Source organism: Arthrospira sp. PCC 9901, assembly GCF_059013425.1.
Map to the genome: position 1 here is coordinate 3080555 of NZ_CP102296.1, position 21704 is coordinate 3102258.

Annotated in this window: 18 protein-coding genes and 1 tRNA gene; 6 read left to right on the forward strand and 13 right to left on the reverse strand. The window is 44.8% G+C overall.

The annotated features are described in order from the left end of the window. The first annotated feature begins 33 nt into the window (after positions 1-33). Positions 34-732, forward strand: coding sequence for a potassium channel family protein (locus NLZ44_RS13445; RefSeq protein ID WP_006668113.1), 699 nt, complete (start codon positions 34-36; stop codon positions 730-732). A gap of 5 nt (positions 733-737) precedes the next feature. Here the strand turns inward: NLZ44_RS13445 and NLZ44_RS13450 are convergent, their stop codons facing one another. The 4 genes from NLZ44_RS13450 to NLZ44_RS13465 all read right to left on the reverse strand — a co-directional run bounded on the left by NLZ44_RS13450 (position 738) and on the right by NLZ44_RS13465 (position 6081). Next, the gene (locus NLZ44_RS13450; protein WP_493752996.1) at positions 738-1139 is read right to left on the reverse strand and encodes a hypothetical protein; all 402 of its coding nucleotides are present in this window, start codon (positions 1137-1139) and stop codon (positions 738-740) included. 552 nt (positions 1140-1691) lie between these two features. Beyond that, on the reverse strand, positions 1692-2231 hold the full coding sequence (locus tag NLZ44_RS13455; protein WP_493750108.1) for an RNA recognition motif domain-containing protein: 540 nt from the start codon (positions 2229-2231) through the stop codon (positions 1692-1694). Positions 2232-2872: 641 nt separating this feature from the next. Continuing rightward, complete coding sequence (locus tag NLZ44_RS13460; protein ID WP_493750109.1) at positions 2873-5299, reverse strand: M48 family metalloprotease; 2427 nt, start codon at positions 5297-5299, stop codon at positions 2873-2875. Positions 5300-5340: 41 nt separating this feature from the next. Continuing rightward, positions 5341-6081, reverse strand: coding sequence for a Uma2 family endonuclease (locus NLZ44_RS13465; protein ID WP_493750110.1), 741 nt, complete (start codon positions 6079-6081; stop codon positions 5341-5343). A gap of 403 nt (positions 6082-6484) precedes the next feature. Here NLZ44_RS13465 and rph point away from each other — a divergent pair, with 403 nt between their 5' ends. After that, positions 6485-7213, forward strand: coding sequence for a ribonuclease PH (rph, locus tag NLZ44_RS13470; protein ID WP_111894679.1), 729 nt, complete (start codon positions 6485-6487; stop codon positions 7211-7213). Between the two features lie 102 nt (positions 7214-7315). Here rph and NLZ44_RS13475 read toward each other — a convergent pair whose 3' ends face one another. The 3 genes from NLZ44_RS13475 to NLZ44_RS13485 form a co-directional block, all read right to left on the reverse strand. Next, positions 7316-9682: a phosphodiester glycosidase family protein gene (locus NLZ44_RS13475; RefSeq protein WP_493750111.1), complete on the reverse strand. Its 2367-nt coding sequence runs from the start codon at positions 9680-9682 to the stop codon at positions 7316-7318. Positions 9683-9698: 16 nt separating this feature from the next. Further along, entirely contained in the window at positions 9699-9857 is a 159-nt protein-coding gene (locus NLZ44_RS13480) for a hypothetical protein (RefSeq protein WP_493750112.1), read from the reverse strand. Positions 9858-10683: 826 nt separating this feature from the next. Beyond that, positions 10684-11697 carry an RNA-guided endonuclease InsQ/TnpB family protein gene (locus NLZ44_RS13485; protein WP_493750113.1) on the reverse strand — a complete coding sequence of 338 codons (1014 nt, stop codon included), beginning with the start codon at positions 11695-11697 and terminating at the stop codon, positions 10684-10686. Between the two features lie 1716 nt (positions 11698-13413). On the opposite strand from NLZ44_RS13485, the gene NLZ44_RS13490 reads away from it, so the two are divergent. After that, a complete protein-coding gene (locus NLZ44_RS13490) occupies positions 13414-13587 on the forward strand; it encodes a hypothetical protein (RefSeq protein WP_493750114.1) in 174 nt (57 codons plus the stop codon). 162 nt (positions 13588-13749) lie between these two features. Continuing rightward, positions 13750-13822 (forward strand) — tRNA-His (locus NLZ44_RS13495). Positions 13823-13923: 101 nt separating this feature from the next. On the opposite strand, the gene hypB is transcribed toward NLZ44_RS13495, so the two are convergent. The 3 genes from hypB to gap form a co-directional block, all read right to left on the reverse strand. Continuing rightward, on the reverse strand, positions 13924-14772 hold the full coding sequence (gene hypB, locus NLZ44_RS13500) for a hydrogenase nickel incorporation protein HypB (RefSeq protein WP_493750115.1): 849 nt from the start codon (positions 14770-14772) through the stop codon (positions 13924-13926). Positions 14773-14774: 2 nt separating this feature from the next. Beyond that, on the reverse strand, positions 14775-15116 hold the full coding sequence (gene hypA / locus NLZ44_RS13505; RefSeq protein ID WP_493750116.1) for a hydrogenase maturation nickel metallochaperone HypA: 342 nt from the start codon (positions 15114-15116) through the stop codon (positions 14775-14777). Between the two features lie 125 nt (positions 15117-15241). Then, a complete protein-coding gene (gene gap / locus NLZ44_RS13510) occupies positions 15242-16264 on the reverse strand; it encodes a type I glyceraldehyde-3-phosphate dehydrogenase (RefSeq protein WP_493750117.1) in 1023 nt (340 codons plus the stop codon). 89 nt (positions 16265-16353) lie between these two features. Between gap and NLZ44_RS13515 the strand changes: the two genes are divergently transcribed. Together NLZ44_RS13515 and NLZ44_RS13520 are read left to right on the forward strand one after the other, a co-directional pair. Beyond that, positions 16354-16551 carry a hypothetical protein gene (locus NLZ44_RS13515; RefSeq protein WP_493750118.1) on the forward strand — a complete coding sequence of 66 codons (198 nt, stop codon included), beginning with the start codon at positions 16354-16356 and terminating at the stop codon, positions 16549-16551. A 444-nt stretch (positions 16552-16995) separates the two neighbouring features. After that, the gene (locus NLZ44_RS13520; protein WP_493752997.1) at positions 16996-18150 is read left to right on the forward strand and encodes an ATP-dependent 6-phosphofructokinase; all 1155 of its coding nucleotides are present in this window, start codon (positions 16996-16998) and stop codon (positions 18148-18150) included. 11 nt (positions 18151-18161) lie between these two features. On the opposite strand, the gene NLZ44_RS13525 is transcribed toward NLZ44_RS13520, so the two are convergent. From NLZ44_RS13525 to hmpF, 3 genes are all read right to left on the reverse strand, one after another. Then, positions 18162-18530, reverse strand: a complete 369-nt coding sequence (locus NLZ44_RS13525; RefSeq protein ID WP_111893520.1) for a cyclic nucleotide-binding domain-containing protein — start codon at positions 18528-18530, stop codon at positions 18162-18164. A gap of 240 nt (positions 18531-18770) precedes the next feature. After that, positions 18771-19757, reverse strand: coding sequence for a transaldolase (locus NLZ44_RS13530; protein ID WP_493750119.1), 987 nt, complete (start codon positions 19755-19757; stop codon positions 18771-18773). Positions 19758-19943: 186 nt separating this feature from the next. Next, positions 19944-21680, reverse strand: a complete 1737-nt coding sequence (gene hmpF, locus NLZ44_RS13535) for a pilus motility taxis protein HmpF (RefSeq protein WP_493750120.1) — start codon at positions 21678-21680, stop codon at positions 19944-19946. Positions 21681-21704 lie beyond the last annotated feature (24 nt).

The window sequence follows — 21704 nt, forward strand, 5'->3', positions numbered from 1 at the left end:
AGATTATTCTTTCCATAGGATTGTGAGGACATCATGAATCTTTCATCTCTTAACTTTTTTCGGAATTTACGCGCCGAAAAACAACAATTTGCAGTCATTGGCTTGGGTCGCTTTGGACAGGCTGTTTGTTCGACTCTCAATGCTTCAGGCTATGAAGTTCTCGCCGTTGATAATGATGAAAAAAGGGTAAATGCGGCTTTAACCGATCGCATTGCTACCCATGCTTTGCAATTAGACTCAACCGAAATGTCAGCCTTACGAGAGGCGGGAATATTTGAACTAGACACCGTAATTGTCGCCGTGGGGAGTTTCCTCGCCGAAAGTATTACCACCACCCTTAACCTCAAAGAAGCCGGGGTGGCGAATGTCGTGGCTAAGGCTTCCTCGGAAACCCATGTCAAATTGTTAAAAAAAGTGGGTGCGGATCTAGTTGTGTTCCCCGAAAGACAAATGGGACAGGAGTTGGCGCGACTACTCACTAAGCCTAGACTCGTGGATCAGTTTGAACTAGACCCTGATCATAGTATCGTCGAAATGGTGGTTCCTGATGATTTTGATACTAAAACTATCGCTCAATTAGAACTCCGTAGCAAATACGGTTTGAACCTATTGGCTATACGCACGGAAAATCAAACACTAGAAATAAATCCCCTACCTAACAAACGTTTAAAGAAGGGGACTATTATGGTGGTTTTGGGGTCAAACCAGGATATTAACCGACTTCCGATTTAGGGTAACTATTCCCTACCAGGATTAGACTGGGGAATGATTTTCCCTAAACTCAGATCATCTAAATCAATTCCCTGAGATCCTCGTTGCTCTAATTGATCTAATACACGGGTGAACTGAAACCATACCGAACCCGCCATCATTACGGTGACGGGAACGGATAAGGCGTAAGCTACACGGCTAGAAATGGCAAATATCTGCAAACAGGAAGCGAGGAAAACACAGATCCCTACCGCGCAAGCTAAATAGGGAGCGAGCATCCTAAATCCCCGTAATTGGGCGATCGCACGACTAGATTTATTAACTTTCCAGTCGTTGACCAGTTGCTTGAGGGTCGCCACAAAGGGAACACAGCAGATAATACCAACCCATAAGCCAGCAGCTAACAGAAAATATGGCGGCTCGTACATCATGATCATCCTATCAAATTGCTGAATATAGCAATCCTAATTGATTTGTCACCCAATAGGCGATCGAGATACCAACCAGATCAGCCATACCAGCCAACACCCCAGAACTGATCATAATTGAGAAATTCACGTAAAACTCCTGGGAGGGTTGGAAGCTCCGTGATTGATCACGGAGAGGAAAACCGACTCAAGCGGCTTTAGCCGCCAGCACCCCCTTGCGGGGTGGAGGGGTATGGTTGCCCCTCCATGGAGCTATGGTTGGCTCCGACTCCCTTGCGGGGTAATGTTTGCTTCGCCAATGTTCAGAGTCGGTACTATCCAAATCGCACGTCCTTAACCCCTTAGAGATGTTTAACGATTCGGTTCATGAGCCTGGAACTAGCACGCATTCCAGGGTAGGAACTTTAACTCTTGCTCTGAACGGAGCCAGTTAAGGCTATAGCTGGTCAGCTACCTGAAAGGGGGGCACGAAGCCCCCGTGCTTCAGCCGGGGGTGCTGACAGTCTGGGATGTTTGACAAAATATGCAAAAACCTAAGCCTCAACCGGAGACTTAGGAATTGCTGGCTTGAGCAGATAGCATCTGTTTTAGCTTTTCCAATTCATTCGCCCAGCGGGGGTCAGGCTGAATGGACCCGGACTCGGAACTGCTGCTAGAGTTGGCGTTAGAAGAACCTTGTTGATTCCGATTAGATTTTTTCTTCTTACCACCACCACTTTTTGTAGGTGCAGAACTTGCGCTAGAAGTGGGAGACTGGTTAGCAGCAACAACACCAGGCGTAGCCGTAGCTGTAGCCTCTCCACCATCAGAACTACGACCCTCTTCAGACTCTGGCTTGTTTTTCTTACGAGGTTGCGCCCTTTCAATTTTTAGCGCATTTTCCCCGAACATAAAGCCGTTGTACTTCTCAACGATTTGATCGGCTAAATCATCGCTTTGGACGGTGACAAACCCGAAACCGCGACATTTTCCAGTCTTGCGGTCGGTTATCACTTTCGCTGAAATCGTGTCGCCTTCCTCTGCAAATACTGCTTGCAATTCTTTGCGATCGAGTTCTTTGGGTAAATTTCCAACATACAATCTAACGGACATTAGTGATACCTCCAGTAGGAAAAATTTGATATTTGAGTTGAAAAATCCTGTTGAGTTCAGATCACGTTAATAAATCATAATTAAACTCAGCCTTGACTTGACAAAAAAGACCACTTGGTGTTACTTCCAGCCTGAACTCACTGAGTATGATCATTGGCTTCAATATATAAATGAGTTTCCTGGCTGGCTGAGATGAGCAGCCTCAAATATCCAAAAGATTGAGATTGATTTGAACGGTCGAGTGAAATTTGAGTCATGCTTCAAAAATATCTGCTATAGCTGTTCCTATCACTTTTGTCAATATGTTTTAAGTTTAAGGTTTCTATAGCTGCGATCGCAGTAACTAATGTCAAAGTAATTCAACTTCAAACCTGTTAAATGCTTCTTTAAGTTTAGTATGTTTTGGCGAAACAAAATCACAAATTTTATGGAACGACTAACTTGTTTGGCAATCTTTGCAGTCAGATCACTGCCACCACTGATGATCTACATAGACTTTTGCCATTGCTAAGACCACAGCAGCAACAGACCATCTTTCAAGATATCACAGATATCGCCTATATTCACGATGTTAACAAATGTAACATTGTTTGGGACAAAATGCAAACTTGAGATATTAGAAATTCTAATGTGATGTGTAGTTAAATTCTACCGCTAGAAATGATACTTGCTCCCCAAAAGGCCAGTGATCCGGCTAGAATGACTGACCACAAGGGATGTCCGCCATAGATACGGCTACGATCTGCCACATTTTCCAGTTTTTCTATATCAATCCAGGGAGTAGCCCCCCGTCGCCACCATCCAGTTATTTTAACCGAATTACCAATCAAATCAGAGGGATGGATGAATTTTGGCCAGAAGTTAGCCAGGGGTGTCCACTGGGGGATATAGTGGAGGGGAACTATACCGCTGGCGGTTTTTAACATCAGTTCTTGACCCATGATGTTACTAATTCCCGACCGTCCGATTAGCTGACCTTCTATGCAAATGGGTTTACTGTCAATGGGGATACTGTCGGGATTACAATATAGATCGCGGAGATTAGGATTGTGAATGATGGCCGCGGGTTTGATGTCGGGGAAAAATTGATTATTTCTCCAAAATATACCTAAACTGACACCAATGGGAACACAACCCCACAGAATCGCCCTATCCCCATATAACCATTCTAGTTGCCAAATCCCTAGCTTGCCGAAAATTGCCCCTAATAGCCAGATTAGCAACCCGATCGCTAATCCCGTGGGTAATCCTAAATAAGGGGCGGCTTGCATTAAAAGTTTAGCGCGATCGCCTCGCGAATCAGACAGGGACTTAACTTCAAGGTTTAACTGAGTTTCTATTTGCCAAAATTTGCCATAACTGTTGAGAATCAGTAGGCGATCGCCTAATAGGGGATGAGAATTGCTAATCTGTAACCAGTAGCGATGGGGATTTCTCAGATCCCACGTTAATAGGGATTCAATGTCCCAGCCTTGGTTCAACCCGATCAGTGGACTTGGCGGGGAACTAACCAATATACTACCCAGAGTCATCCCCTGGGTAGGAGCAATCGGGGTTAATAAGTCGAACCCTTCTAATAAAAAGGTAGTATTGTCTAACTGGGGTGTGGTCTGTGAGATACCAATAGCCATTTTTAGCAGCGCCCTGGTCAAACCATTGGGATTTCCGGTTAAATTACAACAGATGCGATCGCTATAATAAACCCGCCGCCTCGAAATCCACAAAGCCGGAAACCGGAGAATCTGATAAACTCCATAAGCCAATACCGAAACCGGGAAAGCTATCACCCGCAGAATGTAGGTCGCTGGTTTTAATATAGATAGGGCTACATCAGGAATTAATGGGGGTTCAGACCTAACTCGCTGAAAACACCATTGCGCGCCGATAGCTGAGTATTGATAAATCAAGTAGGGAATTTGCACTAATAGGGTAATAAACGACATCACCAGAAAATCCCAATTTCCCACACTCGCGATTTCTCGCGCGTAAATGGTAGCTATTTCGTCAGGGGTTAGGGTATCGAGTAAACCCTGGCTAACCACAATTCGCACAAATCTTGGCCAGCATCCTAATGTCATGGCGATCGGGGTAGCCGTTGGTAACACTCGCAGCGCCGGAAATTTCCAATTTCGCGCTTTACAGTAGTTTTGTAGGATGCGATTGGCTTCTGGAGATAATGCTAATAATTTCGTCCGGGGGAGGGTTTCTTGACCGTAACATAATTTCAGCAATCCATCCCATAGCCAGGGGGAGACTATAAATAATAACCCTAAAACCCAGTACAGCCATTGGTTAGGATTGCGGTATAGCCATTGAATGGGTCGCACCACGGGTAGGGATATCAGGATATTATTGGCGTTTCTGAACAGAAATTCCACAATGCGAGGACTTATCCACAGCAGGATAAATACGGTTAGGAATTGTTCGATCCTTAATCGGGTGACTTTCAGTTTCCCTATTTTTCGCCATTTGGTCGCCCTTTCCGCTTCTTTCCATTGATGGGAATGTGAAACTGTCTCAGGTTCGGTCGGGGTAGTCCAGGTTTGCGCTTCCTCTGGGGGACTCTCTGGGAGAGAATTGCTGATTACTTGGGGCTGTTGTTTCTGGGGTTGGTCTGATTTGATCTCAATTGGCGGTTTGTTTAAGGGGGGGATGGGTTTTGGTTTTGGTTTGGCTTTAGGGGTGGTTGATTGAACTTTGGGCGGTTGTAAGTTGGGGTCGAAGGGAACAAATCCTGTCGCTACGGTAGGGGGGACTGAGGGGTTAGGCTGGCGACTTTGGAGTTGCTGGAGTTGATTACTAGCCCAAGTTCTGATTTTTTCTGGGGTCTCTAGTGTGAGTGTTTGACATAGAGAAATGGCGCGATCGCTTTGTCCGCTGCGATCGTATGCTTTCACCAAGCCAATTTGGGCTTTTAATCCGACTTTCGTATGGGGTTGAGAGTCGGCGATGGGTTCTAAAAGTGCGATCGCCTGTTGGTATTGTTTCTGTTTAATCGCTGCTAACCCCAACTCTAGGGAATTTAAGTCGGGGTTTAGTTCTTCCTTACTGCGATCGGTAGATGACATCAGCCTATCCTCAATCAGCCTCCCCTTTAGAGTATCCCAATTTACAACATCTGTGGTGGATCAATTCCCTGCTGCTTCAATAACTCTATCAATCGTTCATAGCGTTGACGTTCCTCCTGTAACTCAATTTCCGTCTGTTGCGCTTTCATGCGTTCCTGTTGTAACTCAAGTTCAGCCTGTTCAGCCCTTTCACGTTCCTGCTGTCGTAACTTATCTAATTCCACTGGTGTTAAAAATTTCTCCCCATCTGGTCGATAAATTTCTAGCCCAGTTTCTGTTAACTCAAACCTAATTTGTAACCGAGGACTAACCCAACCTTTCATGTTTTCAATCGATTCTAGCCAATTTTCTGACCGCAAAAAACCAGTTATCTCTTGTGACTGCGGGTCATATAGATAATATTCGTCTACGCCATAGCGTTGATAAAATAGTAGTTTTTCCGCCATTTTTTTCGATGTATTTCCCGGCGAAAGAATTTCAAATACTACCTGTGGCGCGATATTATCCTCTTCCCATTGTCGATATGAGCCTCTATCCCCCTTGGGACGACCACAAGCTATCATGACATCTGGCGCAGTACGGATTTTATTATTTCCTTCCACTGGATACCACAGTAAATCACCCGCCACAAAGATATTTTCATCCCCAGAAAACAATATTTCCAGGTTTTCTTTGATAATCACAATCCAGCGAAATTGTTGCGTGTTATCAGACATGGGTTGACCGTCACTTTCAGGATAAATAACTGTCGGTTGGGTTTCGGGTATAACTTGTTGTACCATAATCGATTATTCCCATATATTCGCGACTTCCTAAGATTGTAGCATTTTTCGAGATATTAATCAATCTTCCCAAACTGGATGACCGGGGTAGTCAATTATCAGTAAAAACCGTAACATCAATATTTGGATAGTCGTCAAATAGTCTAGGGATTCTAGTGTTAGATATAGGTGATACTCTGGGATGGGCGATACTACTGCTTAGTCGTTGGGCGATCGCTCATTGATGATACACCCGAAATTATACTCAGGCTGATGAGATCTTGTATTAATGTGGCACTCCCATATTAAAATACTGTCAGCCTAGGGGTTGTTTATCGGATATAAACGGAGATCAACCACCCGGACAAATTTCGGAAAATATCCTTAAATAACCTCAGTTAACCACATTAAACTGATCAAATAAATGATGTCTTGGCAACGTCCCGACGGTAGACAGCCCCACCAACTGCGCCCTGTGCAGTTTGAGCTAGATTATACTCAATTTGCGGCTGCCTCAGTCCTAGCAAAATCCGGCAATACCCAAGTGCTTTGTACGGTAACAATTCAACCGGGAGTACCCCGATTTTTGCAGGATACCGGAAAAGGTTGGTTAACCGCAGAATATCGGATGCTTCCGGGAGCGACTCCCCAACGTCAACCCCGGGAATTGATGAAACTCTCGGGTAGAACCCAGGAAATTCAACGCCTGATTAGTCGTAGTTTGCGCGCGGCGGTAGATTTACAGGCTATGGGGGAAATAACTGTTACGGTAGATGCTGATGTGTTACAGGCGGACGCAGGAACCCGCACCACCTCGATTACTGGGGGGTTTGTCGCCCTGGCTCATGCTTTTAATAAAATGGTAAAACAGGGACAGTTAAAGCGATCGCCTATTATTCATCAGATCGCCGCCATTTCTGTGGGAATGATGCACGGGGAACCCTTACTTGATCTCAATTACCAGGAAGACGTAGCAGCCGATATCGACTTTAATGTGGTCATGCGCGATGACCTGGGAATTATTGAACTTCAGGGAACTGCAGAAGCAGAAAGTTTGAACCGAAATCAGTTAAACCAAATCTTAGACTATGCCGAAAAAGGCATTACAGAACTCTGTCAATTACAAAGGCAGGTTTTAGGGCTAACTGATTAATTAAATGATTAATCATCAAAGCTGATTTAGGGGCGGGTTATCCTGTGAATTAATTATCCCCACAGCCCCATTAATCAACCCGTCCCGACTGACCTGATGAATCTAAATAAATATTCCCAAACCATTGTGAACCCTGGCGGCTGTATCAGGGGTGCGATTAAGTAAATGCCCACCCAGCACCAAACTGGTAGAACTGCCACCATCCAAATTTATAGCATCGATCGCCCCTAATTGCTGCATCAATTTTGCCATTTCTGTTAAACTAGGTCCCGCCCCATTCACCCGGTTATGAACAGTCATCATAAGCACTTCTCCCGTCGCTGTCACACCCACAGCGCTGCGGATAGCCAACTGTTGACCAAACCAATAATTAAACCCTTCCGCCTCTGCATTAACCACAATATTGCGATTTTGCACCAACAGAGGTCCGCCACCCATAATATGAGGAAAATCTATAAACTCAGAGGGAGTAGTTGTCGCCGTAATTGTTAACCGAGAACCGACCCCAAAAGCACTAACAGCACTCCGAAAAGAACGGAAAACCAGCAGATAACCATTAGTGGGGATAGCTGTGGGAGTTTGATCATCAGGTAGTTCAATTTGTCGAGTTACTTGGTCTCCCGAAACTACCACCACAATTTCATTAAGAGTTAGAGGTAAATAATTTGCTCCCCATTCGGAAGTATAACGAGCAATTCCCGCCTTCACATATCCAGTATTTAGCAGGTCTACCTCAAAGCGTTGTCCCGTAGAACTCACCAGAGTTTCTACTAACTTTAATCGCCCCATTCTCACTCTTCCATTATTATCCCAAGCCATAGCACCCCGATTAAGTATTGGCCCAGAAAACCACTTATTATCCTTACGAATAGCCCCCAAAGGTAATAAGTTATTACGGTTGAAATATCCGCCATTAATCCCCCCCAAACTTGACCAAGTTTTGGTAATAGCTAAGAAAGAGTTAGTCCCCCGCATCTGATTGGTTTCGGTCCATATAGGGGCGATTGACAACCCCGACCGAGGAGTTATCGTTAACCAGACTGCCGGAAATTTATCCCCTTCTAAAGTTAAATATTGCTGTCGCGATCGCAGTCCTGGATAAACCAAAATACTCTGTTCCACTAAAGCATCTCGCCGCAGTTCAATTACCAATCTATCGCGATTATGAAGGGTTTGGGTGCGGACTCTATACCCATCAGGTAAAGTTCCCTTAATCACGGTTTGAGTGGCTGAAATGCGAACGACAATGGGCGATGGTTTCTCAGAACTGCCGCTAGTTTCCCCCTCATTTTGTTGTTCTTGATTACCAGATTTAGGGGGTGTGGTTGCCGTTTCAGGAAACCGATTGGCTAGAGATTGATCAGCGATCGCATCTAACACCACTTCCCATTCTCGACTTTGTTCGTAAAGTTCCCAAGGGGTAGCTTGACTTAGTTGTATTTCAATCCGGCAAATATCATCGTTTTCATTAACGGTAATATCCTCAACTTTAGTAGGTACAGAGAATATGCGTAAAGTTTGGTTATCAATCACCATTTCCCAATTCCCTACTGGGGCGATATCGTCCAAATTCAGATAGCGATATTCCCGGTCTAGTTGAGTTTTCAGGCGGTAAGATTTGCCAATAGTTGAAAACCACTTAACAGGCTGAACGTTAACATCATCAGTATTCAGTAACTCCATACCTAAAACCAATATCGCCCCTTTGTCGCTAACTCCCGTATAAGTGCAAATTCCCGAACTCCACTGACCCCAAGCCGCGCGCCAAGTCCGACCATTTACTGATAGGTGAGTCCCCCGCCGAATTACTCCGGGGTTAGCAAGTTCCACAATATACGGGGAAGCTACTATAGGGCTTTGGTTCAGAAATACTCGCGCCTGGTAAATGCAAGCCGCCACCTCTCCCCTCGTGGCGGGACGGTTAGGGTTCAAAATATCAATGGTAGGCGCGTTTACTACTAAGCCGTTTTGCGTCGCTGTGGCGATCGCCTGTTGGGCGTAGTTGGGAATATTTCCCCCATCCTTATATATAGCAGTTAAAGACACAGATGCTCCCGCCTGCATCTGTAAGCCCGACACTAAAGCCAGTAAAACGTGCAACCGGGAAATGTTCTCCCCAGCAAGAAACCGACCATCAGGAAAACCACTGATAAATCTGGATCTAAACGTATTGCGGATCGCTTCAGCCGCCCAAAAATCGGCGGGAACATCTGTAAACGGTACATACTCCCGTTGGGGTACTAGGGAAAAGGCCGCTTGGACAATGGAGGCAAACTCAGCCCTGGTCATCGTTTGGTCGGGGCGGAAGGTTCTATCTTTAAACCCACTCACAACCCCTTGGCGTTGCAGACCTTGGATAAACGGATAAGCCCAGTGTTGGCTGATATCGGTAAATGAGGCGACTGTGTTGTTCATAAAATATTGCGATCGCAAAGGTGAAACCTTAACCCCATATTTTAATTCCTTCACCACTGCTCTATAAAACTTAAACAAAACCGGACATAGCCCGATATTGATGTTTATTTCTGGCTTCGTCCGGGACTGTCGGCAGCACCCCGTCCACAAGTGTAATCGTCTGAACCCGGCGATTTGGTATGGTCGAAAGAGAGGTCGCCCCCTCCAACTCCAATTCAAAACCGTGCATGCGAGTTTCCCAGCACACGGCTCCTGATGTGAACACCCTATTATCAGTAGGAACAGGGTTACTACCCCCTGCTTTATGACCTCAACTTTGGGAGCTATATACACCACGTAGTCTTTAAACTCGCTCACGTCATAAGCACTCTTACTTGTCGCAGTCTCTATATCCACACCGTGACTAGTGGGCATATCCCAACCATTACAGTTAGGCATTGGCTTTCAGTCACATCCTTTCCCCTTATGGGCATGCGCTTACACTTTTCACTACTCTACGAGATGTACTCGCAGAGAGCCCAATAGGGGTTTAAACGTTCCGTATATATGGGCATTCCATCTTTAGATTTGTCCTATCCACCGGGGTACATTTAAAGGTCTGTGTAGGTAGTATAGAAAGACTCCTACTTTTCCCCTTACTCTTTTGAGCGCAGCGTGTCAACCTATTTCGCTACTTTATAATGACGATGGTTCAGGCCAGACATTCGGTTTCCCTAATCATGGATGGTTGGCAGTGGTCGCCTATAGTAGTAGGTTCTACATCACGCCTTCCGTTCCCCGCTTCAATCCCAGATTTGTGATTTCTGAAACTGGGGGTGGCTACCGCCTTTACTCTTTCCCATAATCGCCCCAAGTGAGTTATAATACTCCTCCTAGGTAATACTTGGACGGTATATTGCGATTTCTTAAAATGGGATTGACCTTGAGTTCCCTGCCTTGCTTAGAATCACAACTTCCTAAGCGTTGGGACATATATACAGTTAAGGGGTAAACTGGTCGAGTCAGTCTATCTCCCTCTAGGAGGTTATTTCAGGCATTGCAGCCTTATTTCACTCCTAAACGTCTCGCACTTCTAGGTTTATACTGGCATTCAAGTCACGATCTATCGCCAGACCGCAGTTTGGACATTCAAAAGTCCGACGGACTAGGGGCATTTTTTGACGATAACCGCAATTAGAACACAGTTGACTGGATGGATAAAATCTATCGGCAATAATCAACTTTGAACCATAACGTTCTGCCTTGTAACCGAGTTGCCGACGGAACTCATAAAATGAAGCATCAGCGATAGAACCCGCCAAACAATGATTTTTCAACATTCCAGACACATTCAAATCCTCAATGACTACTTGGCTGTGGTTTTTAGCCAAAAAAGTAGTTATTTTATGAATCGTGTCACGGCGAATATTAGCGACTCTTTGATGTAGCTTTTGAAATTTTAAGAGACATTTGACCCAATTTTTCGAGCCTTTGACTTTGCGACTTAAATGACGTTGTAATCTGGCTAGTTTTTGGGTGGCTGCTTTATAAGCCTTGGGATTAGAGAATTGGGTCCCATCGGAGCAAGTCGCCAAATTGTTAATTCCTAGGTCTACCCCGATTCTCTCTCGATATTTCGGTGTAATTTCTGGCGTGATTTCTACGAAAAAGCTCATATACCAGTCACCTGCTTGGCGCGTTATAGTGACTTTCTTAACCCAACTTTCGGGTAGAGCCTCAAATGTAGAAACCCAGCCCACAAAAGGCAGCTTATGGCGAGTTCCTGACAACTTGAATGGCTTTCCGGAATTGTCAAGGGTAAAGCTATCATGGTAGCCTTTCTTCTTAAATTTAGGATAACTGCTTATTCCCTTGAAGAAGCGCTTAAAGGCATCCCCTAGATTAATGAAGGCATATTGATAAACTTTAGAAGACAATTCGGACATCCAAGGATATTGAGGTTTCACATAATTAGTAAAAACCTTTTTAATGGAGTTGATATTAGGCTTGAGTCCCTCTTCATAAGCTGACCTCCATAAGTGTAATCCCCAATTAAACACGAACCGAGCATACCCCGCGTGTTTGGCCATCAAGGTAGCTTGACGGTCATTGAGTTTTAGTTTTGTCCGGAAAGCTTTGTAAGGGTTATGGTCGAAAGGGAAGTCGCCTTCCCCAACTCCAATTCAAAACCGTGCTTGATACTTTCACATCACACGGCTCCTGATGTGGATACCCCTTTTGACATCGGGAACAGGGTAACGACTCCCTGCTTTTGTGATTTCAACTTTTGGAGCTAAATACAACATCGTAGTGTTTAAACTCGCTTTCGTCGTAAACACTCCTAATTGTCGCAGTCTCTATATCCACACCGTGACTAGTGGGCATATCCTAACCATTACAGTTAGGCATTGGCTTTCAGTCACATCCTTTCCCCTTAAAGGTATACGCTTACACTTTCACTACTCCGCAGGTACATCCTGCCACTTGAGAGCCTAAAAGGGGTTTAAACGTTCCGTTTATACGGGCATTCCATCTTTAGATTTGTCCTCTCCACCGGGGTACTTTTAAAAGTCTGTGTAGGTGATGTCATGATTACCCTACTTTTCCCCTTGCTCTTTTGAACGCAGCGTATCAACCTGTTTCGCTGCTAAATCATTACGATGGTTCAAGCCGGACATTCGGTTTCCCTAATCATGGATGGTTGGCAGTGGTCGCATTTGGTAGTAGGTTCTACTTCACGCCTTCCGTTCCCCGCTTCAATCCTGGGGTTATGATTCCCAAAACTGGGGGTGGCTATCGCCGTTACTCTCAACGCAATTGTTAAGGAATCATTAATATTTCCAGTTGGGCGTTTTGACCTTGAGTTCCCTGCCTTGTTTTGTATATTTCTATACCAAACGTTGGGACATATAAACAGTTATGGGATGGTCAGGGTACGAGTCCCTTATATTTCACCAAGGGGTGAAAGTCCCACTAGGAGGTTATTTCAGGCATTGCAGCCTTATTTGACTCCTAAACGTCTCGCACCATGATTGGATTTTACCATGAAGAATCCGACTTGATGAGTATGTCGTCAGGGAAATTTGGCATGGTCTGGGGTTTGACCGTATACTCATTATTGAGTTGCGAATCTTTGGGGGTATTATACCTTATTGTCCTAAGATGTCAAGCAAATCTTGGATTAAATTCTTCCTCCCACTCCCAAAAAAAAACGCCCACACTCATAAAGTGTGATGGGCGCTTGAATCAGGGTGCATCTACTATGATATGTAGTATAACCCCTGATGGGTGAAACCCTACACTAACTTAATAAAACTTTACAATTGCCAATTTCTCCTATACCATCAATTATTGATTTTTTATTCAACACTTCAACGCCGCCGCCTTTTTGCCCTAACCCCCTTGACAAATGGCTGGCGATCGCCTATCATTATCTCGTGGGGTTAACATGGCTATACGCTTGATTTTTTATTCAACACTTCAACGCCGCCGCCTTTTTGCCCCAACCCCCTTGACAAATTTCTGGTGATCGCCTATTATTATCTCGTCCGTCTAACATGGCTATACGCTTGATTTTTTATTCAACACAGTCCCATCAAGAAACCAAACTTCTCCGATTAACCCTGGGGTAACGCTGGCTTTATCAATGGTAGTTGGTCGGGTAGAAAATTATTAATTTTTACTTGTGAAAATTATCTGCTGTCCCTTCATACCAAAGTGTGCAGCCGTAGACTTGTCGTTTCAATTTCATCGGTTATAATGGTAGTAGAGGTAAATAAAATCTATAATCAACAGAGGTAAAGACCATGTTACAAACTCTTCATAAAACCCCAGTTAAAATCCCTCAACAGTCCCGGACTTTCAACGAGATTAGACCAGAACGCAGTCACACTAAAACTCTCACCGAAAAAGGCAAACTCGTTGGCCATTGGCGCACTGATGACCAAGGAAAACTCTATTGTCAGTGGTTTCGCGAATGAGTGATCATAGGTGATGGGTTAACTCATCTGTCCATTAGGGACTCGATACCTGCTCATGATTGGGTTAACCCGGCTTTTCCCTGTCTCCGCTAGCCGAAAAAAAAATTTCGCTCAGGTTATTGCTTTTTATTTGATGTCTGTGCTACGATTACTAATCGTATGGCGGGCGTAGCCAAGTGGTTAAGGCAGAGGATTGTGGTTCCTCCACTCGTGGGTTCGAATCCCATCGTTCGCCCTGGGGCATAGTTCCCCCTGTTTTTGTGTGTGACTACTACCCACCAGATTCGGTATGGTGGAGTCCTTCGTTCAAAGTCAAAAGACTCCCCATCCCTGATTTTAGATGGCGATCGCTTCTAACGAACAAGCCTTCTCCAGGTAATCATACCAGGCTTCCATACCTTCGCCAGTACGAGCAGATACCTCCAAAATCTCAGCTTGTGGTGCAATGCGGCGGATATTGTTAATCGCAGTTTCGCGATCGAACCCTACCGCTTCCGCAATGTCGATTTTATTGATGATGGCTATATTGGCAGTTTTGAACAGAGTCGGATATTTTAGGGGTTTATCTTCTCCTTCCGTCACCGACAACACAGCTACCCGCAAATTTTCCCCCAGGTCGTAGGCGGCGGGACAAACTAGGTTCCCCACATTTTCGATAAATAATAATTGCAGATTATCCAGGTTGATTTTACTTAAAGCCTGGGAGATCATTTCCGCTTCCAGGTGACAGACGCTTCCCGTCGTAATTTGCACTACCTGCATTCCAGTTCGTCGCAACCTTTGAGCATCATTATCCGTTTCCAGGTCTCCCACAATCACCGCACTATTGAGACGGGAACCCATATCTGATAAAGTGCGTTCCAGCAATGCTGTTTTTCCTGAACCGGGAGAAGACAGCACATTGATCGCAAAAAGTTTTTTCGCTAAAAAGAAGCCTCGATTTCTTTCCGCGAGTCGGTCATTTTTGGAAAGGATGGCTGTGTGAACATCCACCGTTTGATGTTCGGTGTGCTGATGATCATGGCTATGATCATGGTTATGATCATGGTGGTGGTGGTGATCGTGACCATGGTGGTGATCGTGACCATGGTGGTGATCGTGACCATGATCGTGATCGTGATCTATGGCGTGACTGTGAATATGGATGTTTCCTGGTGTGACGGCGCAACCGCAATTGGTACACATAACTACGAAACCTCTAAGGATGTCAGTTCTAATTCTCTTCCTTGGTGAATGTCAAGACTGGGTTCGCCGCACTGGGGACATTCATAAAACCAGGTTTTGGGTTCAAATTCCTGATTACAGTGGTGACAGTAACAGCGAACCGGGAGATAGTCGATCTCGAATTTGGCTTTGGCGGCGATCGTTCCAGCAACCACCACATCAAAAGCAAATTCTAGAGCTTCTACGGCTACTCCAGAATCAGCGCCTACTGTCATTTTAATACGGTGAATCTGATTAGCCCCTTGTTCTTTAGCTTTTTGTAAGGCGATCGCTAGGGTTTGTTCCATAATACCAACTTCGTGCATCGCCATTTACTCCAATTTGTAGATGAAACTTGTTTTCACCAAAGCAGAAACCCGATTTTTGATGAGAACCGGGTTTCCCTAAGATGCGATCGCGTAGGGTCTCCCAACCAGAATCGCTATGGTAACTACAGTAAACCGTCAGCCTTAGCCATAGATAGCATTAGGTCAATTACGCGACAGGAATAACCCCATTCGTTATCGTACCAAGATACTATTTTAAAGAAATTAGAGTTCAGCTCGATTCCCGCTCCCGCATCAAAAATGCTAGAATGACCGTCCGTAATAAAGTCCGAAGAAACTACATCTTCATCTGTGTATCCTAAAATGCCTTTCATCGCACCTTCGGAAGCCGATTTCATCGCTGCACAAATCTCCTCATAGGTCGTGGCTTTTTCTGTGCGGAAAGTTAGGTCTACCGCTGAGACGTTAGGAGTGGGAACCCGGAAAGCCATACCAGTTAAACGGCCTTTTAGTTCTGGTAATACTAGGGTAACAGCTTTAGCCGCTCCCGTGGAAGCTGGGATGATGTTTTGAGTCGCACCACGTCCACCACGCCAGTCTTTGCGACTAGGACCGTCTACCGTTGGTTGAGTCGCCGTCAAAGAGTGAACTGTCGTCATGAGACCTTCTGCTAACCCAAAGTTGTCTTGAATAACTTTAGAAATCGGCGCTAAACAGTTGGTGGTACAACTAGCATTGGAAACAATGGGGTGAGAAGCTGGATCGAAGTCTTGATGGTTAACTCCAACTACTAAGGTTTTGACTTTGTCTGGGTCTTTTGTCGGTGCGGAAATAACTACCCGTTTAGCACCTGCTTCGATGTGCTTATAAGCGCCATCATAGTTGGTAAATAAGCCAGTAGATTCTACTACATAATCTACTCCTAGTTCCTTCCATGGTAGTTGGGTGGGGTCTTTGATAGATGTACAGCGAATGGTCTGTCCATTCACAACAATCGCTTCATCTTGGGATTCTACTTTCCCGTCAAAACGTCCGTGGGTAGAGTCGTATTTTAACAGGTATGCTAAGGCATCAGCCGGGACTAGATCATTAATGCCGACAAACTCAATGTCAGGGTTGGTGCTACCATAGCGCATTACTAAGCGTCCGATGCGACCAAAGCCGTTAATACCTACTTTAATTGTCATGATTCAGATAATCCTCCGTTGGGATAATACTACTTTTTAGCCACTGTTAAAATTTGGTTTTAACAGCAAAAATTTGGGGCTAGAAATCATTGACTAGCCTAGAAGATAGCAACTCATGTACAGAGTTGAACTGCTGGTATTCTACCACAGAGAGTGAGTTGGTAATTGAGCTTAAACAATTATTAATTTTTCAACAAGTATGCGATCGCTCTATGGTGAGATTACCAGATAAACTTTACCACAGCTATATGCTTTTACCAAATTTCGGTCAAGGGAAGGAATCTTAAATTAATCTTAAATTTGTGGTAATGTGTCAGGATTCCCTCAAATTTCCCGATATCATTTATGCACAATTATGGGATTTTGTCAACTCCTAGATAAGTGGCGATCGGCGGATATGAGAAAGTTATAAATTTTGACGAAGGGGGTTTAAACCTAGGTTAAGAAAGAATAAAAAAAAACCAAAATCATACATCCTTTGGCGTGATTAGCTGTAGGATTTTAAGTGTAAGGGTAACAACGGCTCAATGGGCTCGAAGAACTAAAGCCCAGACTAACCAAGATAGCCCAGTGTAACGGGAAGATTGCCCATATCCCTAAAGACAGGTTGCATAAGTTGACGACCAATTTGGCCAAAAATCAGAACTAGATTGGGATGGAAAACCTGGAACTGTCCGGGAGAAGGCGATCGGCAAGAATTGAAGTTCCTAACTTTTGGAGGCTTACATATTATGACTAAACGTAAGCGTATCGGGATTTTGACCAGTGGAGGAGACTGTCCCGGTCTGAATGCAGTAATTCGCGCTGTCGTGAATTATGCTACTTGTGAATATAATTGGGAAGTACGGGGCATTCCCTATGCCACCCAGGGCCTAATTGAGCGTAAAAGTGTTGTGTTGAACCGCTATGGATTAGAACGCCATGGGATTGACCCGTTACTGAGTATGGGTGGGACTATTCTGGGATCCATTAATAAGGGAGATACCGAGGCTCAAGCTGATGAGGTAATTTCTGGCTACCATGACTTGGAATTGGATGCTCTGATCGCTATTGGTGGAGACGGTAGCCTTGCCATTTTGCACAAATTGGCGAAAAAGGGCAATATGAACCTGGTAGGGGTTCCCAAGACTATTGATAATGATGTCGCTTGTACGGAACTCTCGGTGGGTTTTAATTCCGCTGTGAGTACAATTTTAGATTCCCTCGATCGCCTTAGCTGTACGGCTGCGAGTCATGATCGGGTGATGGTTGTCGAAGTTATGGGTCGCACCACCGGACACTTAGCCCTACATTCTGGAATTGTTGGCGGCGCAGATGCTATCTTGATTCCAGAAATTCGCTATTCGGTCTCTGGTTTGTGTAAACGCATACAGCAGTTACGGAATTTATGGGAGCGCAAATTTGCGATCGTCGTCGTTGCTGAAGGTGCTAAAACTACCAGCGGAGAGTCGCGGTCTTATAAAGATGCTTTGGGTGAAGTGCGATTACGCGGTATAGGTGAATATGTGGCTACGGAAATTGAAACTACACTGGGGGTAGAATCGCGAGCTACAGTCCTTGGTCATGTCCAGCGGGGTGGTGCGCCTTCCGCTCAAGATCGTTTGCTGGCTACCGCTTTTGGTAAAACTGCTGTTGATGTGATTGCGGCTGAGAACTATGGAAAAATGGTGGCTTGGAGCAACCACCAAGTTGTCACCGTCTCCCTCGAAGAGGTATTTCAGAATAGCCCCCGCCTACTTGACCCTAATGGATTTTGGATAGAAACAGCCAGGGCTCTTGGTGTCTATCTGGGAGAAGAATCAGAAATACACAGTACCTGTTCCACCAGCCAAAATGGTCATCAGGATAATGTCAATATTGAAACCCCAGAAACTATACTCAACTGATATCTGAGAATTTAAAGCGATCGCTTTAAATGACGGAGGCGATTCGAGAAACTTCTCATTACCAGTAAAGCAAATAGGGGGGTCTGTTGAATGGCGAATAAAAATCGCCGTTCATCCATTGTTGCCAGTTTACAGCCAGTTTTGGCTATGGCTGTAGAGGCGCGGGTTTTTTCTGGATGAACTAGGGCTCCTTCCCCAAACACATCCCCCTTTTTCAGGGTTTCAATTACTTTTCCCTTCACCACAAAATCTACTTCCCCCTCAAGAATACCGTACATTAAATCGCCGGGTTCTCCTTCTTCAAAAATTACCTCTCCGGCCGATAAAATCTGCTCCGGCAGGTTTTCAAAAATTTGGACAGTTTGTGCAGGTTCTAACATAGCTAATGGATAATTGACAATTGACAATGGACAATGAGAAACAGGTAATAAAACTCCCTATCTTACTCCCTCTCCTTCTGGGAGAGGGCCGGAGATAGGGGGAGTAGTCCGACCATCCTTATTGTCATCTAAATCCTGAGAAACAGGATCGGTTCCCGCCCATTCTTTACGGGTGATAAATCCATCTCCATCGGGGTCCTCAACAGGTCATAACTCTTAATCCGCATGGGTTAAAGTTTCCTAACTTTCGAGGATAGTTAATCGTTCGGCGAGTAGGTCTTCCAAGGATTCTAAAGCCTTAGAAAACCCCTTGATTCCTTCCTCTAATTTTTCGGAAGCCATCGGATCTTCCTTGTGCATTTTAGCAAAGTTTGACCCATCCATTGAGATTTTTTCTATGTCCGATGATTTAGCTAATTCGGGGTCGAGTTTGCGGGGTAAATCTCCCGTTTTAGTATCAAGTTCTTCAAGAAGACTCGGAGAAATTGTGAGTAAATCACAGCCAGCCAGTTCAGTGATTTCGCCAATATTACGGAAACTCGCTCCCATCACTTCCGTGGGATAGCCGAATTTTTTGTAGTAGTTATAAATTTGGGTAACAGATTGCACCCCAGGGTCTTCATGAGGGGCATAATTTTCCCGTCCGGTCTTCTTTTTATACCAGTCTAAAATGCGACCTACAAAAGGAGAAATTAACGTCACTCCAGCTTCAGCACAGGCTACAGCTTGATGAAATCCAAATAATAGGGTAAGATTACAGTGAATTCCCTCTTTTTCCAAGATTTCGGCGGCGCGAATTCCTTCCCAAGTTGAGGCAATTTTAATCAAAATGCGATCGCGTGAAACACCGTGGGATTCATATTGAGAAATCAGATAACGAGCTTTAGCGATCGTGCCTTCAGTATCATAAGATAAACGAGCATCAACTTCTGTCGAGACGCGACCCGGAATAATTTCCAGAATTTCCAACCCAAAAGCTACGGCTAAACGATCAAAGGCGAGGGTAGCTACATCTTTCGGAGTCGCTTCGGTTCCTAGTTCAGCGCGAGCTTCTTTGAGGGTATCATCAACAATACCCTGATATTCCGGCATCCCTGCTGCTGCTGTAATCAAAGATGGGTTAGTAGTGGCATCTTGGGGGGTAAAGTTGTGAATAGCTTTGATATCCCCAGTATCAGCAACAACAATAGTAAAATCTCGCAGTTGTTTTAACAAAGTGTTGGACATTTTTAGCTCCTAGTTTCATCCATTATAGCAATCAGCCATGATTGATAACTGTTCATGGCTGCTCATCCCCTGGTCAAGTGAGTTAGCCTTCTAGCTACTACCCTGATTAATAGCCCCTAAAACATCCATTGACTACTGAACATGATTCACTATTTTTATGACTTGTTTCTGGGTTTCATCCTCAGTTTAAGAAATCAGACCAGATATTAGTTGACTAAGTTCTCCTTGTGTTTGAGTTTGTTGTTGGCTGAGTTCCTGAATTTGATTAAATTGTGTTAACAACGATTCGATCTGCTCTTGTAAATTATTCCAGTTTTCCTCAAGGGATGGTAGTAATTCTTCATAGAGATTAGCGCGACCTTGAATTTCAGCTAACGTTTGTTTTTGTTTAATCCAACTCTGTTCTTGGGCTTCTAGTTGCTGACGTTTCTGTTCCTGTTCAGTTTCTTGTTGGGACAATTGCGCGTCCGTGTTAGAAATTTCAGTTTTTAATTGTTCCGTGCGATCGCGCAACTGCTCAAGTTCAGTTTGGCTGGCTTGCTGCTGTTGTTGAATAGCAGCCAGAATAGACGGAAAGCCGACAGACCCTCCCAGATCAAGAGTTCCGGCGCTACCTTGTCGTTGTAGCAACACCGCTTGATACTGGTTCATGTGGTCTTCCCTTTCCCCCAAAGTCCGCCGCTGTCCTTCTAGGGTTTTATTCAGCATTTGATAGGCATCTTGTTCATCGGCTAGATCCGATTCTTTCTGAGTGCGATCGCTCCCAGAAGCCCGATTAATTTCCTGTTGAAGTTCCTCAATTTCCTCTTGTTTGTATTTGAGTTCCTCTTCTTGTTCTTTAACCATGCGGAACCATCGATCCCATTCTTCCTGCAAGCGTTGAACTTCCGCCTGTAGTTGTTCAATGGGCATTTTCTGCAAGGGTGCCGTATCTACCTTAACTCCAGAAGTGGAACGACTAGCAACCGAATCAGAAAGACGTTGCAGTTGGTCTAACAGGGTCTGTCGGTATTCAATATTTTGTTCTAATCGCTGAATTTGTTGTTCATTGAATTCCAACAGATTTTGGCGGGCGTTCAGTTGTGCTCGATCATTTAACAACGTGATGTGGGACTGATGCCATTCTGACCACTGATGGCGGATAGTTTCAGCACTTTGCTCTACCTCCTGCTGCAACTCAGAAGCACGGGTGCGGTGTTCTTCCATTTGCTGACGGTAGGTTTGTCCTACAGAGATGCCATCATTGATCTGGTTTTGGGTTCGCTCTATCAATTCTCTCAGAGAATTGATAGAGTTACCACCTGAGAGGCGCTCCAGAATCGCTTGCATTTCTTGGGCTTTTTCTGGGCTTAATCCTTTATGGGTTTCCAGTTCTGCCCGCTGTGCCTCAAGCGATCGCTTTTCTTCTTCAAGTTGCGCGCGGCTACTCTCAACTTCGTGGCGAGCCTTGTCTATTTCAGCTCGCAGTTTCTCCTCTTCTTGTTTGCTCCTTTCCAGGCTCTGTCGCTGTTGTTCGAGCTTCTCGAGTTCAGCTTCCAGATGCTCCATCTGTTCTCGCCGAGATTCCATTTCCATTTCTCGGCGATTTAGTTCTTGACTTTGGTAGGTGAGGGATTCTTTCCACTGTTCGATCTCTTCTTGTTGATTTTTGAATCTGTCTTGCAATCGGGAAAAATCTTCAAGAATTCTGACCAGTTTTTTGCCGTCCTCGATGCGCTGAACTTGTTTGCTGGCATTGAGTTCGACTAAAACTAGAGCGCCATCCTTATAGCTGTTGGCATCCTCCGCCGGAACAAGATCGTCCCCCGGTACGGCGCTCCAATTGTTCTCCCCCCGCTGACAAGCCAGCAACTTGAGTTCAGCCCGACCGCCACCTAGACCAAAACCACTTTTCTGCTTTTGTACTTCCGCTAAATAAAGCACGGTCATTGTCCTCTGATGGTATTT

Excerpts from the sequence above, each read along its gene's own strand:
- NLZ44_RS13490 (WP_493750114.1), top strand. The coding sequence starts at position 13,414 with ATGTTACAAACTCTTCATAAAACCCCAGTTAAAATCCCTCAACAGTCC.
- hypA (WP_493750116.1), bottom strand. The coding sequence starts at position 15,116 with ATGCACGAAGTTGGTATTATGGAACAAACCCTAGCGATCGCCTTACAA.
- NLZ44_RS13460 (WP_493750109.1), bottom strand. The coding sequence starts at position 5,299 with ATGTCATCTACCGATCGCAGTAAGGAAGAACTAAACCCCGACTTAAAT.
- gap (WP_493750117.1), bottom strand. The coding sequence starts at position 16,264 with ATGACAATTAAAGTAGGTATTAACGGCTTTGGTCGCATCGGACGCTTA.
- NLZ44_RS13520 (WP_493752997.1), top strand. The coding sequence starts at position 16,996 with ATGACTAAACGTAAGCGTATCGGGATTTTGACCAGTGGAGGAGACTGT.
- NLZ44_RS13485 (WP_493750113.1), bottom strand. The coding sequence starts at position 11,697 with ATGGCCAAACACGCGGGGTATGCTCGGTTCGTGTTTAATTGGGGATTA.
- NLZ44_RS13455 (WP_493750108.1), bottom strand. The coding sequence starts at position 2,231 with ATGTCCGTTAGATTGTATGTTGGAAATTTACCCAAAGAACTCGATCGC.
- NLZ44_RS13480 (WP_493750112.1), bottom strand. The coding sequence starts at position 9,857 with ATGCACGGTTTTGAATTGGAGTTGGAGGGGGCGACCTCTCTTTCGACC.
- rph (WP_111894679.1), top strand. The coding sequence starts at position 6,485 with ATGATGTCTTGGCAACGTCCCGACGGTAGACAGCCCCACCAACTGCGC.
- NLZ44_RS13525 (WP_111893520.1), bottom strand. The coding sequence starts at position 18,530 with ATGTTAGAACCTGCACAAACTGTCCAAATTTTTGAAAACCTGCCGGAG.
- NLZ44_RS13465 (WP_493750110.1), bottom strand. The coding sequence starts at position 6,081 with ATGGTACAACAAGTTATACCCGAAACCCAACCGACAGTTATTTATCCT.
- hypB (WP_493750115.1), bottom strand. The coding sequence starts at position 14,772 with ATGTGTACCAATTGCGGTTGCGCCGTCACACCAGGAAACATCCATATT.
- NLZ44_RS13450 (WP_493752996.1), bottom strand. The coding sequence starts at position 1,139 with ATGTACGAGCCGCCATATTTTCTGTTAGCTGCTGGCTTATGGGTTGGT.
- NLZ44_RS13530 (WP_493750119.1), bottom strand. The coding sequence starts at position 19,757 with ATGTCCAACACTTTGTTAAAACAACTGCGAGATTTTACTATTGTTGTT.
- NLZ44_RS13445 (WP_006668113.1), top strand. The coding sequence starts at position 34 with ATGAATCTTTCATCTCTTAACTTTTTTCGGAATTTACGCGCCGAAAAA.